Raw genomic sequence first — 15,344 nt, forward strand, 5'->3', positions numbered from 1 at the left:
CTCTAGTATTCAATAATTTAACGTCTCAAGGACTGAGCCATTTTGAAATAGGTGTGGCGCTTACCACGGACAGCAATGCTTAAGGCCATAATATTTTCGGGGTCTGGCATTCGTCCATAGCTCCCATCACCAATATGATGAATATCCGCCCCAACCTGCTTATTATTTAAGGCAAAGGAGCGAATGGTATCTGGGCTAGCACTTTCTTGGCTGGTGCCAATGGTTGCCATCACTAAGCCATCTTTGTCTTGGACTGCTTGGCAAGCTTGATGAGCTTCTTCTAGTAATACTCCAGGCACTGTACCGACACTAGGCATCAAGACCCCGTCCGCACCTGCTTCAATAAATTGAGTAAATAAGCTAGCATCAATCAAAGTTTCTCGTTTACCGGCACCATGCATTTTCCCCGCTAAGATTAAACCAGAATAGGCTTGCCGGCCCGCTGCTAGGGCAGCTAAGATATCGGCATTAGTCACACCCGTCGAGGGATTAGCGGTTACCATGACAAAGTCCACGCCTAATTTTTCTGCCGTGGCAAAAGCTTTTGAGCTCGCCCGTCTTCCGGGGCTAATTTCAACCTTTTCATCGAGGACTTGACTGTCAGCAGATACGGGTTCCAAGTTGATACCAATGGGACGCCCGGTAAGTTCTTTAATGACTTCAATCACAGGTTTCTTGCTTTCAAATCCCTTGATTTGGGGGTGAAAGACATCCAATTCATTCAAACAGATGAGGTCGGCACCAAAAGCCGTCATCACTTCGGCGTTGGTTAACCCCTCAATTAAAGGAGCAGCGGTTACCACCGTTTCAGCCATAATAATCCGGCCTTCACTGGCTTGAATACTTTTTTTGAGCTCATCCTTAGTGAAGTTTTTAACTTCACTGGGAAAAGCACTTATCAAACGTTTCATAAATCGACTTCCCACCTATCTAAGAAAAATCTGAATTACCTGCAGCATTTATAATAATTGAAAAAAGTAAGCATCTCAATATCTTTTTAGTTAATAATAAAAAGCGTGTGACAGTCACAACTATGGCCTTGTCTCCTATGACCGGAACAGATTTGGATTAGAGTGTAAATAAAAAAGAATGGAAGTTTCATCCATCCTTTCAAAAATTTTAACGATTATCGGGTGAATACTTCTCTTCAATACCACTAAACCAATAAGAGAAGATAACCCCCGCCACAAACATTACTATGGCCAAAATTAAGGTAGTCATAAAACTCAAGCCTGTTTCCATTAAGCCTTCTGGGGTAAAGGCTGGAAAGACCACGGTTGGAAAGATGGCTAAAGAAGAACCGATCACAGTTCCTAAAATAAAGTGGTACATCTTGGCATAGTAGTGGTCAAAGAGCCAGTTGGCCACTTTGGCTAAGGCCAGGACACAGAGAATAGCACCGAGGCCTAGAGGAATAATGACGCCCATGTTTAAGTGAGAAATTCCCGCTGACATCTTTTCGTATAAGCCAAAGTAAATCAAGAAATTACTTGGACTCATGCCTGGAACAATAACGCCTAAACCGATCAAGGCCCCAGAAAATAACCAAACCCCAAAACTAGGTGTTAAGTGAGAAAAATGTTGGCCTCCAAAGACCATTAAGGCAAATAAGGCCAAGGCAGTCAGACCCATGACCAGGTAATCGGCTGTGCTTCGCCCTTCTTGACCGGCCTGTTTAAAGAGAGAAGGAAAGGTTCCTACCACAAAACCGATAAAGAGGCAGGTAAAGAGGGCCTCATAAGAACCAAAGGCCTTCATGACGAAGAAGGAAAAGAGAATAATCCCGATGACAAAACCGATACCTACCGGGATAAAATAGCGAACATTTTGCCAAAATTTATGGGTAATATTTCCTAAGAAATTCAGTAATTTATCATAAATACCAAAAATTACGGCCAAAACCCCGCCGGATAAGCCCGGTAGTATCCCACCAATACCAACAAAAGCCCCTTTGACCAAGCGTAACCACCAGTCCTTTGAAAAGACTTTGTCTTCATTTTCAATATCATTCTTATGTGAATCAGTCATTAAAATGCCTCCAAATTAATCATTAATTTCACTATTATAACCGAAATTCAGCCGTATAGGCTATTTTTGAGTAAAATTAAACTTTCTTTAAAGAGTAGGCCGATTCGCCCAACTAAGATTTACTCTGCCCGTAAGGCTTCGACCGGGTCAAGTTTAGAAGCCCGGTTGGCGGGTAGGAGGCCAGAGATAGTAGCAATCACCACGGCAATAGCCAAGCCGATAAGTAGGAATTGCCAAGTAATATCTAACATGGAGACTTGGAATAGCTGGTTTAAGACCTGGTTGGCCAAAGCAGCGAAGGCAATGGCCAAACCTCCCCCTAAAAGTCCGGAGAAAAGACCGATCAAAAAGGATTCAGAAATGAAGATACGGCGAATATCCTTACGCCGTCCTCCAATGGCCTTAATGACCCCAATTTCTTGGGTCCGTTCCACGACACTAATATAAAGGACGGTTAAAATCATAATCGCAGAGACTAATAAAGAAATACCAGCCACACCGATAAGGACAAAGGTGAAGATATCAATCATTTCCGTAAAGGTTTTGACCAAACTTTCGGTGGCCGAGCCCCGATAGCCCATATCCGCGATAGTTTCCTTGATTTGTGGGGTCAGACTCTCATCTTCAGCCAGTAAATACACCACATTGGGCTTAAGGTCAATGTCTTGGTCAGCTGCTAAAGTTTCCAAGTCATCATAATTTAAGTAGACGGTGTCAAAGATTGCCGCTGATCCCATAGTCTCGTCAGCCTGGTAAACGCCAGAAATAGTAAAATCTGCTTTGAGATCTTTTTGTTTCAAAGTCAACTTGAGGGTCAGCTTTTGACCGATCGCTGACTGACCAGTATCTTCAGCCAGCTTATCGGCAATCCCTCGACTAACTAAGATTTCTCCCTGTTCGGGTAAATGGCCTTCAGGCAGGTTAGCGGGAGTGATTAATGACGAAATCGTCTGTAAGTTCATGAAGGGGTAGGTCTGATCCTCTTTTTTGAGGTAATCGGTTCCTAAAGAGAAATTGGTATATCCCACTTCAAGGTTTTCTACTCCCGATATCGCACCAAGCTCTTCAATATTTTCCTGCTCAAAGGCCGGATCTTGAAAATCGGGACTGATAGTGGTTTGGGGAAGATTTTGTCCCTCGTTTGACCCGCTGCGCTCTTCCATGCTTTGCATTTCTGGATTATTCATAGGCATGCGGACTTCAGTCACCTGGGGATTGACCTGGCTTTCCATGGTATCCGTCAAATAATTATTGACCCCCGACCCTAAAGCCAGCATCAAAATAATACTCATAATTCCTACTGAAAAACCAAAGGCAATCAAGAGATTACGCGACCACTTAGCCCGCATATTTTTTAAGGCCAGTTGGATAGCTGACCAGAAAGAAAAGGCATTGGAATGGGCTTTCTCCACTTGGGGCAGCTGGCGCATGCCTTGGTAGTTGACCAGTGCCGCTTGGTTTTCACTAATCCTTTCATCGGCAATGATTTCGCCGTCGCCAATTCTGACCAAGCGGCTAGCAATCCCAGCCACTGCTTGGGAATGGGTGACGATGAGAACTAATTTTCCCGAAGTAGCGATGGCCTTAAAGATATCTAAGACGGCGTCAGCTGTCTGTGAATCTAAGGCCCCAGTCGGCTCATCAGCGATAATAATTTCAGGGTTATTGACTAGGGCCCGGGCAATAGCCACCCTTTGCTTTTGCCCACCCGATAACTGGTTGGGCCGCTTGTGGATTTGTTGACCGAGGCCTAGTTGCTCAAGAACAGTCTTGGCTTGTTTTTCCCGTTTGCTTTTAGGAATATTGGATAAATTCATCGCAAGGGCCACATTTTCTAAGACCGAAAGATGCGAAATTAAGTTAAAATTTTGAAAAACAAAGCCAATCTTATCCTTATGGTAATTGACTAAATCGCGCTCCTTGAAGTCAGCGATGTTCTCCCCTTCAATCAGGATTTCTCCAGTAAAATCAGTATCTAAACCACCAATTAAGTTCATGAGGGTGGATTTACCGCTGCCTGATTCACCAACAATGGCGACTAATTCTCCAGCTTCAAAATCCAAGTTAATGTCCTTTAAGGCATGGAATTGGTCACCATTAGCCAGGGAATAGTATTTATTCACGGCATTTAAGCTTAATATTGCCATATGCTTACTCCTTACTTTCACTTGCTTTTAAAAAAGGCTTGGTTAAGACAGTCACTTAGCCAGCCACTAGGTTGAGTGAGGACTCACTTTTAACCCAAGTACAGTAACACTAAGTCCTCTAGAGAGCAAACAATATGATAATAATCAGGTCTTAATAGTAATAATTGATTTTAGCAACACAAGCCCCTGACAATAAAAGCTTCAATATAAGACAAGGCTTGAGCAAAATCTTTCTGACTCGCACTCTCGAATTGAACCCATTGGAAGGATAAAATCGGTGAAATCATAAGCCGAACAATCAGGGCATTGGGCCAGTTATTCAGTTCTCCCTTGTCCTTAAAATACTCTAGAATATTAAAAAAGCCCGCCTTCAAATGGAAGGGAATTAATTCAGCCAAGTGCTTTAAGAAATTTTCCCGGTAAAGCATCTCTTGAGCAAATATTTTCATTACCTTGTAGTGGTCAGAATTCTCTTGGAAACAATTGGCTAGAATATGGTGGACAAAATCTTGGAAGGTCCACTGGTCACCTTTAATCCGTTGTAAGTCAAATTCTTGAGCATATTTTTCCTTAGACATTTCAGCAATGATGGGTAAGATACAAGCAAAGAGTAAGTTTTGTTTGCTCCCAAAATGTTTGAAAAGCGTTCCTTCTCCTACGCCAGCCCGTCCAGCGATTTCTTTCGTCGAAGTATTGCTGTAGCCATAATCGGCAAATAAATCAATACTTGCTTGGAGGATAGCATGCTGGCGCGGCGTTAAGGCTTCCTGACGCGAAAATTTTCCTACAAAGTTTTTTTATATATGCATCCATCAACAAGTCCTCAATCTTTTAAAATTATAGTAATGCTTTTATTATATCAAAACCTTCACTATTTAATTGACAAATTAAAATGTTTTTAAATTAAATATAAACAACATTAAAACCTCTATCCTTATCACTAAACAAGTCTACAAAAAAGAGGCAAGACCTTGGTCCCACCTCTTCTAGAGTATTGTTTATATTAGCGGGCTCCGCCACCTCCGCCTCCACCGAAGGCTCCGCCCCCACCACCAAAACTCGAAAAGCCACCGCCACCACTGGACATGGCTGAGGTCATTTCTGGAGATATGGATTGGTTATAAGAACGGTTCATGGCATTAGCAATATAGTAATACTGCCAGAAATTAATATCATTAGCACCGCTATAAACCGATTGCCTTTCAAAATCAGGATAGAGGCTAGCAAATTCTTTGGCAACTTCTTCAGCAATTCCTAAAACCGCTGCATAAATTAATAAGCGGTCCCAAAGTGCCACTTCTTGGGCACCCCGTTCATTTAATAAGGAGAAATCCTTAAGATAGTTGTAGAATTTGACCCAATTATCTCTTAATTGATGACCTTTATCGGTAAAGGGATAAGTCACCTGGCTATCCGCTAAGTAGCGCTGGTCTTGGTCTTCCTTAGCCTTGGCATAGGTCTTATTTTGAATGAAGTCCCCCGCCAGCAAGTAGTTTTTACTATAAGAGCGGTAAGATATGGAGACGCCTTTTAGTCTATCCGTGCGGCTTTGACAATATTTTTTGAAGTCTTTTTCTGAAAACTGTCCCTTGTCATCGGCAACTTCATTAAAGATCCGCCACCAGTCCTTAATCGGATCCAGATCTGGGGCTTGATAAGAAGAATTTACCATAAAGTAATGCTTATCCTTCAACAGACCCGCTTCGCCCGCTAACTTGAGACCGCCCTCTTTAACTAAGTAAAGGATGGTTCCAGTTAAATAGTTACTATCGAGGTCATCAATGGCCAGTTGGTCCAAAATGAAGTAATCCGAATAAATATCGTCAGCCGGCAGGTCCCGGTAATACTGACCGTCCAATTCTTGACTTCTCCGTTCAAGAGAGGGATACCATTTCTTCAGGGCTCGGTTCCTCTTGATAGCCTGACGCACGCCGGCTAGAATACCGACTAGGCCAAGGCCGCCAAGTCCTGCCAGGCCCCATTTGACCGCCTTAGGCATCCGCTCACCCGGCATGGAGGTAATGTCTTCAACTGAAGCATTACTATCATAGTCTTTCCAATTATAGTCGGACCCTTCAAAGGCTTCCTTGACATAATCATCAAAGGCCTTATCCGAAGTCCACTGGGTCGGATAGGCTCCTTGAGGAATACGGACTAAGAGAATTCCACTCCCTGAGCTAGGCAGGCTTTCCTTGGATTCAGCGACAACCTGACCATCCTCAATATGGACTTGACCGCGAAAACCAAAACCCCAAACCCGGTTATTTTCCAGGTTAAAATCTTCCTTTTCAGAAGCAATGGTCATCCGAATATTTTCCGGGCTATCTGCCAAATTATCCGAAATAAAACGCCAATAGATCATTTGATTAGTAGCCGTCTGCATCACAAAGTTAGAGATCCGGTAGGAAACCTGGTAAGTGTGACGGCCATAGTCAGAAATCCCCCAGTTGAGCTCACTATTTTCATTGCGACCAAATTGATAGGCCTTGGCAGCAAAAGAAGCATCCACATCCCAATTCTTTTTAGGGCTAAAGGGCTGACCATCCATGCTGACCTGATAGTCAGTTAATTCTTGGGCATCTGTCAAAACCAAGGGCTTATAAATTTCAGTTCCTTCGTGGGTAGTAATGTCCCAGTGTTCCGTAATTTTGGCTGACCCGTCTTCCTGGAGGACAGTATCCACCGTGATGGAATGAATATCCTGGTCGACCGCTAAGACAGGCTCCTGGTCTGAACGAATCAGATCAAAAGAAAAGATAAGAGTCAGCAAGAGGACAAGCTTTAGCAATGGAGAAAATAGGCGTTTGACTACCATTGAGGCATCTCCTGTTTTTCCTCACTGCCACGGAAGTATTCTTCAGGATAGAAGCCGGTCATCCCCGCAACTAGGGAATTGGGGAAGGTTTTAATGATGCGGTTATACTTAGTGACCGTGTCATTAAAAATCATCCGGGCTTGGCGGACATTGTTTTCATAGTTATTCACACTATCCATAGTGGTTTGGTAAACAGAAGCAGCCTTCAATTCAGGATATTGTTCGACCACGACGTCAATTGACCGCATGGCCTTTTGGAAGAGGTCTTGGTCATGTTCCACTTCTTCAACCGTGGCATCGGGATTAATTTTTTGCCGGTTTTTCACCACATTAATCAAGGTATCCGCTTCATGGCTTTGGTAGTTCTTGGTAGCTTGGATCAAATTCGTCAAAGCGTCCCAACGTGATTCAACTTGAGCAGCAATTTGCCCCATGGAATTATCAATCATTTCCTTGGATTGGATCATGCGGTTATAAGCACCGATCCCCCAAACGACGATTAGAACGAGAATAACAACAAATACAATTGCGATAATCATTAGATTTCCTCCCTTTGAATAGCTATATGCCTAAAAAGTAATTAATTCTGCCCTTATTTTACCCTAAGTGGTCTAGGAATCCTAGCTAGATCCTAGTTCCTAATTGGATCAAGAGACAAAAGATAGCAAATCTGGTCTTTCACTTGAAAGCGGATATTATAGCCCCCATAAAGCATCCCATATTCGCGGTCTTCCTGCCTTTGGTAAGCAGGCCGGGGATCAGCAGCTAAAACCTCAGTAATCCCCTCTCTTTCCGCTTGAGAAACTTGGTCCGCCAAGTCTTCAGGCCAGTGGACTTGTAGGGTATTAAAGGCCACCTGGTCAATAAAACCAGATTGCCCGTCATTTAGCGCATCTGATTCACTAGAATAGGGTTTAATATCATAAATTGGTGTCCCGTCCACCATGTCGATCCCCGACACAATTAACTTGGGGCCCTCAGGACTATCACTTTCTAAGCCTTCCAATTTCACGGCCGACAAAGCTATACGATTAGGACGAAATGGCGAGCGTGAGGCAAAAACCCCCACTCGCTGATTGCCTCCTAAACGTGGCGGGCGGACGGTCGCTTTAAAAGTAGCACTCTCCTTGACTTGAGAAAATCCCCAGATTAACCAGAGATAGGTAAAATCTTCAATCCCTTTAAAGGCTTCCAACTGGCGATATTCTTTTTCAAAGATAATTTCCCCATAGGAATGTTCGGCCTTAACCCCTTGGCGTGGAATGCCAAACTTTTCCTTAAAGGGAGTATGGATATGGGCTATGGGATGAATTTCCATCGGATGATTTGCCTCCTTCTTATCCTATTATTTACTAACATTTCTCTTAATACTTATTAAAACAGGCCCTGACTCGTTCAGCAAAGCGGTCAGGATCATCAAGATAAGGGCTATGACCGCAATCTTTCAGCAAGTAAAAGTCCTTATCCGGAGCGGTTAGGGACTGGTAATAGTTAAAGACCTGACTAAAAGGAGCGGTCCAGTCTCTTCCCCCAGAGATAAAATAAACCGGTACTTGGTAGGAATCCCCCTGGGCCAATTTAAATTGATTGGAAACAATCATCAAGGGAGCTTGGATGGCAATATAATGCGACAATTGAAAGAGAAAGAGACCATACCACCTTAAATCCAGCCAAGAAAAATCAGGAGCAGTCAAGGCAAGCCATGTCCCTTTTAAGGCGTCTGTCAGAGGGTTACCTGGTAAATATTTTCCCGCTACCTGTTCAATGGTTAAGTAGTCTTGAGCGGGAATCAGACGGTGGTTGAGCTGGTCATCACTGGCCCGTTTTAAAGAGCGAATTTCCAGTAGACCATCCTTATCCCCTGCTGTTTGAGCAGCACTTTCCGCCTGGTCGAGCAGGCTTCTCTGAGAAGCAATGATATCAATAATCTGACTCACTCCCAGATAGGCCCTAACCTTATGGGGATAAGTCTTAATATAGAGGCTACTGACTTGACTTCCCCAAGAGTGGCCGATAATAAAGATTTTTTCTTGCTTAAAACGCGCCCTTAAATAATCCACGACCTCATCCATATCATCGATGACTTGGGCCAGGGTCATCCCTGAGACTTGCCCTTGGTTTAAGTAATAAGTCCGTCCCGCTCCCCGCTGACTCCAATAAGCAAAGGTATAATCCGCTTCAAGGGCAGGTTGATAGGCATAGGTCAAGAAGGGATTAGCCATCCCTGGACCTCCGTGGATCCATAAAACCACTGGATTAGTCCTTTGATTACCTCTTAATTGCAAGGCCTGTTGGATGCCACCCGCTTGAATGATGACATTTTCTTGGATTCCATAGGGAGATCTTATTCGGCTTTGACGGGCATGCTTCTTCCTCTGCAAGAAAATAGCAAAACTACTCAGTCCCAAAAGCCCAATACTGGCCTTGAGGAAGCTTTTAAAATTCTGTTTCATGGTCGCTCGTTTCCTCTTCTGTTATTTGTTCAATTATAACACGATTTATTGGCCAACCTGCCCGTCAGCATGGATTTTGACTGGATAAATAACGCGCGCTCTAAGGGGAAAATTTATTTTTCAGCGAGGTTACAGATAACTTATTATTTGATTAAATATTAGCCAAAGTTTTTTATTTGTCTTTGGGATTTGCTATACTTAATGCAATTCGTAAAAGCGCTATGAAAGGAGTCCTCTGATGAAATTACAAAAGTTCTCACTGATAAGCCTATCTCTATTAACTACTGGTCTCCTCCTCAGCTCTTGTCAAAATCAAGCCAACGAGGCAGCCAGTGCTCAAGCTCAAAACGAAAGTCAGTCTCAAGCCCATACGATTAAAGAAGATGCCGATAAAGAAGCTAGTCAGCACAATCTGGAAAATCCCGCTGATAGTACCAAGCAAGAAAATATTGACAAAGATGCCAACTACCAGGTCAATCAAACGATTCCAATCTTCTGCCCTGACGATCCAGAAAAATTAATTGCCGAATTGAAAGTAACGCAAGTGTCAAATACTGTCAACGCCCTGCCCCAAGACATGGTTGAAGATCCTAACTACGACCACAAGACCCTAGCCACAATTGAAATTGAATATAAGAATATCGCTTCTCAGGATGCCATGGCCATTGGACCAGAAAACTTCACGATCACGGACCAAAATGGTAATCAATTAGAAGCCATCGACCGAGTAGATGGAGATAAATCGGTAGACCAAGGCCAAATTGCTCGCTCGCAATTCTTTGTCAAGTACGACCCCAGTCAAGCTTTTGACCAAATTACCATGGACCTCCACAGCCTTAATGCCCAAGAGCCCATCGCTCGTATCCATGCCAAGGTCAGCCACGATTGATGGCTAAGTGTTCAACTCACGATTAAATAGTAGCAAAAGTGCATCAGACAGCCTTAACAGCGTCGTCTGGTGCACTTTTTGTCATGTATGCGAGCTTTTATCATAAAGCCTATGTCTTCTCTCTTGAAACGTGCTAAGCTATGATTAATTATAGATAAAGTTCTGCTTTAGAAAGGACGTTTGATGATGGATTATTTACAATTAATTGAAGATTTAACTAATGCTAAAGGGATGTCCGGCTTTGAAGATGAGGTCATCGAGGTTATTAATAAACACAAGGGCAATTATAGCTTGCAAGTGGATAATTTAAAGAACTGCTACCTCAACTTGGACCAGGTCGATCCAGCTAAACCTACCGTTATGCTAGATTCCCACCTCGATGAAGTCGGCCTCATGGTGAAAGCCATTGACAAGGATGGCCTCATCCTCATTCAAACCATTGGCGGCTGGGTTCCCTCTAACTTAACCGCCCAAGTCTTTTATGTCCGTAATCGTGATGGGAAATATTACAAAGGGATTTCAGCCACCAAGCCCATTCACTTTATGACCCCTGAAGAGCGGGAGAAAAAAATCGCCATTAGCGATATTAAGATCGACATGGGCGCTACTTCTAGAGAACAAGTCGTCAATGACTTAGGGATCGAAATTGGTCAACCGATCGTACCAGCCACTAAGTTCTCTTATAATGAAGTCACCCGAACCATCTTGGCCAAGGCCTTCGATAACCGGATTGGAACCGCCTGTGCTGTCGCCATTATGCGCGATTTAGCGGATGAAGTGGGCGATTTTCCTTTTAACCTCGTCGCCGCCCCTGCCGCCCAAGAAGAAGTGGGCACTCGAGGCGCTTCGCTAACGGTTAAACGGGTCCAACCTCATATCGCGATTATTCTGGAAGGAACTCCCGCCGATGACTTTACCAATGCAAAAGAGCTCTTACAAGGGCAACTCGGCCAAGGGCCACAAATCCGTCACCGTGACAATTCCTATGTAGCCAACACCCAATTAATCGACCTCTTTAAGCAAGCTGCAAGAGCTGAGAATATCCCTAGTCAACACGCTGTCCGCGAAGGTGGCGGTACCAATGCTGGTCCTATTCACCTGGGTAATCTAGGAACACCTTGCGCTACAATCGGTATTCCCAGTCGTTACGCCCATACCAATGCCTGCTTCTGTTCCTATGATGATTTTTTGAATACGATCCACCTGGTTAAAACTTTCCTCCGCCGTCTTACGCTCGAAGACATCCAACAATTTGACCTGAAGACCTATTAAAAAACAAATAACGAATTTTCTTGAAAAGGGCCTATGTATTGAATAACGTAGGCCCTTTTGTAGTGATTTTGGAAGATACCCTTTATCTAATCAAAAAGCCCTTCGTTAAGCCTGCCTACACTTGAATTGTATGTACAAATTATATTTATTATTGTATTATTTATATTTTAAAAATGAAATAATTAGCCATTTAGAAGTCTTTAAGTTGGAAAACGCTTTTATTTTTATTTAAAATATAATTAAGCATAAGTAAAGTATGAATTGTGCGAATTATATCACTGTAATTGGATGTCTTAAGAAAGGGTGTATCATAATGACTAAGCGTTTTGTCTATGATGTATTTTCTACTAATGATCAAGCCCGTGCTGCGATTAGCGACTTGATCAGCAAGGGTGTTCCCCGTTCTGCTGTCGTTTTAGTATCCAATGCCCCAATTGACCAAGAATATGGTTCAGAGGTTGACGTGGTCACTTCTGATGAATTAATTGAAGGAGAAGAAAGAAGTTGGTGGGACAATGTCTTAGGTTTCTTCTCTGATGACGAAGAAGACACAAGAAATGACGATATCGACTACAAGGGTTATGAAGCTTCCTTGAACCGTGGCGATATCTTAGTCCTCATCGACCAAGAATATGAAGGCGCAGTAAGCAACCTCGAACGTTCCCCTTACACCACCGGCCCTGAAGCAAGTGAAGAAGCTACTGGCTATGCTGCCGCTGGAGTGGCAGGCGCAAGTGCTGGTGCAGTTGAACCTGAATACGAAAAAGAAGCTGTCCATACTGATACCCAAAGACCAGTTAGTGAGGCAAGCTCCCGTCAAGAAACTCCTCCAAGCGCTGCTAAAACAGCTGATAAGGATGCCGAAAGAATCCGTCTCCACGAAGAACAAGTTGACGTTCAAAAACACAAAAAAGATCTCGGTGAAGTTCAAGTGTCTAAGAATGTCGTTGAAGACACCAAGACAGTAGAAGTGCCCGTTCAACGGGAAGAAATTCATATTAAGAAAGTAACCCCTAGTGAGGGCGAAGTGGATGATAATGCCTTTGAAGAAGAAGAATTTGTGGTTCCAATCTCTGAAGAAGAAGTTTCTGTGAATAAGAATACCGTAGTAACTGGTGAAGTTGAAATTGAAAAACAAACTCACCAAGATACCGAAACCGTTTCTGAAACCACCCGTCGTGAAGAACTGGATGTTCAAGATGATACGGGTAAGGTCATCGATGACGATGCGAAGAAATAGTTTCCTATAAGCCAGCCTTTCATTACAAAACGATCCGCCATTAGAAGCTTTTAATGGCGGATTTTCTTTTTTTGTCTACCATTTATTATATAGGGAATTGAAAAAAGGAATAAGCGGGAAAAAATAAAATTTTTCCAATAATCTATAGTCAATTTTGTCCACACGACTCAATCTTATCCGCTTGAGCTTGAATCAGCAAATTAGGAGGAAGAAATTATAATGAATACCGATTTAAAAATCACTAATCAATCAAATGCCCGTGAAATTCAGCAAGGACTCCATTTATTAGCTGATGTCGACTGGAAAGCCGCTAACTACCTAGCCAATAAATTAAAAAATGAGCACTTAAGAAATACTGAAATGATTTATTTTTGTAGGGACCACACTGGTCAATTAATCGGCTTTGCCGCTCTACTTTTAGAAGATATTATTTCCAATGCTGATTTTGGTCCATTTTTAAGCACGGTTTACGTTAACCCCTCTTACCGCAAGCAAGGTTTTTCTTACCAATTGGTAAATGAAATCGAGTTATTTGCGAAAAATATTGGCTATACAAAGATATATACGATTACCCAACATGTCGGCCTCTATGAAAAGATGAACTATCATTTCTTTTGCCAAGGAGTTGATGACATGGGAAGATCTGTGCGCGTTTTAGATAAAAAATTATCAATCGATAAATAGCTAGTAATTTTTATTAAAGATTATCACTAGACACCATAATGGCTCCCCTTAGTTGGCATCATGGTTATAAAAAAACTTAAGCCCGCCTTTCTTTACAAAATTAGCCACTGCTAGATTGTTTAGGAGTGGCTTTTTTTATCGCAAAAATCTGCTCACTTGTAAAGTTTATTTAACAATTGAAACTTTATTTTATATTTACACAGATTACTTTTCTTGTATAATAACCCAATATATATATATTCTGTATTAGAGAAAGACTTGAAAGGCCACACTAGTCATCAAATACAGGCTAGGCTTAAAAGACTTGGCCTGGCTGCTTTTGAATATTCGTTCTGAAAATGAAATGTTTCTATCCAATTTAAGGCTGGATCTTACTAGTGTCCCCTTTCAATTATCTTCCTTTAATCCATTAATTAAATCACTTAAAGGGGAGATTTTATGAAGAAATCCATACTGGGATATCCTGGCTGCCTAGGAATAATACTTTCCATCTTATTCATAGGCTTTATTTTTATGCTTTTTGCTTATCTGGCACCATTTATACTTGCCCTATCGCTCTTTTTTATCTTCTATTTTACCAAGAGAAAAGTCAATCAGAGAAATAGAAATATTGCCATACTTTGTGCAGTAGTCGGCCTTTTGGGAACATTATTTGTAACCCCCACCCTATTTAATCACAAAGAAAACACTTCTAACCAGGCTGCTGTCAGTCAAAGTGCTTCAAAGACTTCAGAATCCAAAAAAGAAAAAGCTAAGAGCGAGTCGGAAAGTAAAAAGTCGCAATCCGATGCTGAAAAGGAATTATCCAAAACCAGAGAGGTCCCTCAGGATAAGGCCTATGTTGAGGTCAATGGTAATAAACCCTTCTTTACTGATGACGATTTAAAGAGCACTGAAGCTTATGAAAAATACGGTGATCTAGATAAACTCGGCCGGGTTACCGCAGCCAATGCCGTATTAGGAACAGAATTAATGCCTGATAAGGTCAGAGAAAGTATCTCTGAAGTTAAACCTAGTGGCTGGAAGCAAGCCCGCTATGTGAATATTCCTGGCGGTTGGCTATATAATCGTTGCCACCTGATTGGCTATCAATTAACTGGCGAGAACGCCAATGCCAAAAATTTAATGACCGGTACCCATTGGTTTAATAATGAGGGCATGCTCCCTTTTGAAAACTTTGTTGCTCATTACATAGAAAAGACCAACAACCATGTGAGATATCGGGTGACTCCAGTTTTTGAAGGAAAGAATTTGTTAGCTAGCGGTATTTATATGGAAGGCTATTCCCTCGAAGATGAAGGAAAGGGACTTTGTTTTAATATTTACATTCCTAACCGGCAAAAAGATGTTGAAATTAACTATGCCGATGGAAGTAGTAAAGGCCCAGCTGGCCCACAAGAATATTCTAAGGATACCCAATTAGAAAAACTGCCTCAGTCAGAAAACAAGGCTAAAACTGAAAACAAGGCTGAGTCTAAAGAGCCGACTCCTGCTGCTGAAGATACCGGTAAACCAGAAGCAGAAAGCAAGCCCGCTGATCAAGCATCTGCTCAAGAGTCAGCGCCTAATCCAGCTCCGGCCCCAGAACCAGTACAACCGCCCGCTCCTGCACCTGCTCCAGCACCCGTACAAGCCCAAGCTCCACAAAACTCCCTAGCCGGTATCGATACGGATGGCAATGGTATTGTCACCATCAAAGAAGCTAGAGCTGCTGGATTTTCCATGCCTATTCGAAGCGATCACTGGTTATACCCTTACATGATCGATCGCGATGGTGATGGTATGGTGGGAGAATAAAAAAATTGTCATCAGTAAA

At 42.5% G+C, this 15,344-nt stretch carries 13 protein-coding genes and 1 pseudogene; 5 read left to right on the plus strand and 9 right to left on the minus strand.

What is annotated here, in order from left to right; all coding sequences use genetic code 11:
- Nucleotides 1-17: 17 nt before the first annotated feature.
- From CJ190_RS05875 to CJ190_RS05910, 9 genes and pseudogenes are all read right to left on the minus strand, one after another.
- Nucleotides 18-911: a DUF7916 family protein gene (locus CJ190_RS05875; protein ID WP_064292152.1), complete on the minus strand. Its 894-nt coding sequence runs from the start codon at nucleotides 909-911 to the stop codon at nucleotides 18-20.
- A gap of 208 nt (nucleotides 912-1,119) precedes the next feature.
- Complete coding sequence (locus CJ190_RS05880) at nucleotides 1,120-2,028, minus strand: DUF368 domain-containing protein (RefSeq protein WP_180754102.1); 909 nt, start codon at nucleotides 2,026-2,028, stop codon at nucleotides 1,120-1,122.
- Nucleotides 2,029-2,147: 119 nt separating this feature from the next.
- Nucleotides 2,148-4,175, minus strand: coding sequence for an ABC transporter ATP-binding protein/permease (locus CJ190_RS05885; RefSeq protein ID WP_064292151.1), 2,028 nt, complete (start codon nucleotides 4,173-4,175; stop codon nucleotides 2,148-2,150).
- Nucleotides 4,176-4,345: 170 nt separating this feature from the next.
- Nucleotides 4,346-4,753, minus strand: a complete 408-nt coding sequence (locus CJ190_RS05890) for a hypothetical protein (RefSeq protein ID WP_070597982.1) — start codon at nucleotides 4,751-4,753, stop codon at nucleotides 4,346-4,348.
- 33 nt (nucleotides 4,754-4,786) lie between these two features.
- A pseudogene (locus tag CJ190_RS09275) lies at nucleotides 4,787-4,915 on the minus strand (TetR/AcrR family transcriptional regulator); the annotation flags it as partial.
- A gap of 263 nt (nucleotides 4,916-5,178) precedes the next feature.
- The gene (locus CJ190_RS05895; protein ID WP_064292149.1) at nucleotides 5,179-6,990 is read right to left on the minus strand and encodes a DUF2207 family protein; all 1,812 of its coding nucleotides are present in this window, start codon (nucleotides 6,988-6,990) and stop codon (nucleotides 5,179-5,181) included.
- Nucleotides 6,984-7,529 (minus strand): LemA family protein, encoded by a 546-nt coding sequence (locus CJ190_RS05900; RefSeq protein ID WP_064292148.1) that lies wholly within the window; start codon nucleotides 7,527-7,529, stop codon nucleotides 6,984-6,986. The genes CJ190_RS05895 and CJ190_RS05900 overlap by 7 nt, the downstream gene beginning before the upstream one ends.
- Nucleotides 7,530-7,621: 92 nt before the next feature.
- Nucleotides 7,622-8,308, minus strand: coding sequence for a tRNA (N6-threonylcarbamoyladenosine(37)-N6)-methyltransferase TrmO (gene tsaA, locus CJ190_RS05905; protein WP_070597981.1), 687 nt, complete (start codon nucleotides 8,306-8,308; stop codon nucleotides 7,622-7,624).
- Nucleotides 8,309-8,354: 46 nt separating this feature from the next.
- A complete protein-coding gene (locus CJ190_RS05910; protein WP_064292146.1) occupies nucleotides 8,355-9,443 on the minus strand; it encodes an alpha/beta fold hydrolase in 1,089 nt (362 codons plus the stop codon).
- A 238-nt stretch (nucleotides 9,444-9,681) separates the two neighbouring features.
- Between CJ190_RS05910 and CJ190_RS05915 the strand changes: the two genes are divergently transcribed.
- The 5 genes from CJ190_RS05915 to CJ190_RS05935 all read left to right on the plus strand — a co-directional run bounded on the left by CJ190_RS05915 (nucleotide 9,682) and on the right by CJ190_RS05935 (nucleotide 15,325).
- On the plus strand, nucleotides 9,682-10,332 hold the full coding sequence (locus CJ190_RS05915; RefSeq protein WP_064292145.1) for a hypothetical protein: 651 nt from the start codon (nucleotides 9,682-9,684) through the stop codon (nucleotides 10,330-10,332).
- Between the two features lie 186 nt (nucleotides 10,333-10,518).
- Nucleotides 10,519-11,604 (plus strand): M42 family metallopeptidase, encoded by a 1,086-nt coding sequence (locus CJ190_RS05920; protein ID WP_064292144.1) that lies wholly within the window; start codon nucleotides 10,519-10,521, stop codon nucleotides 11,602-11,604.
- 313 nt (nucleotides 11,605-11,917) lie between these two features.
- Nucleotides 11,918-12,844, plus strand: a complete 927-nt coding sequence (locus CJ190_RS05925; protein WP_064292143.1) for a YsnF/AvaK domain-containing protein — start codon at nucleotides 11,918-11,920, stop codon at nucleotides 12,842-12,844.
- Nucleotides 12,845-13,063: 219 nt separating this feature from the next.
- A complete protein-coding gene (locus tag CJ190_RS05930) occupies nucleotides 13,064-13,528 on the plus strand; it encodes a GNAT family N-acetyltransferase (protein WP_082888581.1) in 465 nt (154 codons plus the stop codon).
- Between the two features lie 639 nt (nucleotides 13,529-14,167).
- Entirely contained in the window at nucleotides 14,168-15,325 is a 1,158-nt protein-coding gene (locus tag CJ190_RS05935) for a DNA/RNA non-specific endonuclease (RefSeq protein ID WP_168162769.1), read from the plus strand.
- Nucleotides 15,326-15,344: the final 19 nt, after the last annotated feature.

The sequence above is a fragment of the Aerococcus loyolae genome (assembly GCF_002871915.2).
GTDB classification, from domain to species: Bacteria; Bacillota; Bacilli; order Lactobacillales; family Aerococcaceae; genus Aerococcus; species Aerococcus loyolae.

Excerpts from the sequence above, each read along its gene's own strand:
- CJ190_RS05875 (WP_064292152.1), bottom strand. The coding sequence starts at position 911 with ATGAAACGTTTGATAAGTGCTTTTCCCAGTGAAGTTAAAAACTTCACT.
- CJ190_RS05880 (WP_180754102.1), bottom strand. The coding sequence starts at position 2,028 with ATGACTGATTCACATAAGAATGATATTGAAAATGAAGACAAAGTCTTT.
- CJ190_RS05885 (WP_064292151.1), bottom strand. The coding sequence starts at position 4,175 with ATGGCAATATTAAGCTTAAATGCCGTGAATAAATACTATTCCCTGGCT.
- CJ190_RS05890 (WP_070597982.1), bottom strand. The coding sequence starts at position 4,753 with ATGTCTAAGGAAAAATATGCTCAAGAATTTGACTTACAACGGATTAAA.
- CJ190_RS05895 (WP_064292149.1), bottom strand. The coding sequence starts at position 6,990 with ATGGTAGTCAAACGCCTATTTTCTCCATTGCTAAAGCTTGTCCTCTTG.
- CJ190_RS05900 (WP_064292148.1), bottom strand. The coding sequence starts at position 7,529 with ATGATTATCGCAATTGTATTTGTTGTTATTCTCGTTCTAATCGTCGTT.
- tsaA (WP_070597981.1), bottom strand. The coding sequence starts at position 8,308 with ATGGAAATTCATCCCATAGCCCATATCCATACTCCCTTTAAGGAAAAG.
- CJ190_RS05910 (WP_064292146.1), bottom strand. The coding sequence starts at position 9,443 with ATGAAACAGAATTTTAAAAGCTTCCTCAAGGCCAGTATTGGGCTTTTG.
- CJ190_RS05915 (WP_064292145.1), top strand. The coding sequence starts at position 9,682 with ATGAAATTACAAAAGTTCTCACTGATAAGCCTATCTCTATTAACTACT.
- CJ190_RS05920 (WP_064292144.1), top strand. The coding sequence starts at position 10,519 with ATGGATTATTTACAATTAATTGAAGATTTAACTAATGCTAAAGGGATG.
- CJ190_RS05925 (WP_064292143.1), top strand. The coding sequence starts at position 11,918 with ATGACTAAGCGTTTTGTCTATGATGTATTTTCTACTAATGATCAAGCC.
- CJ190_RS05930 (WP_082888581.1), top strand. The coding sequence starts at position 13,064 with ATGAATACCGATTTAAAAATCACTAATCAATCAAATGCCCGTGAAATT.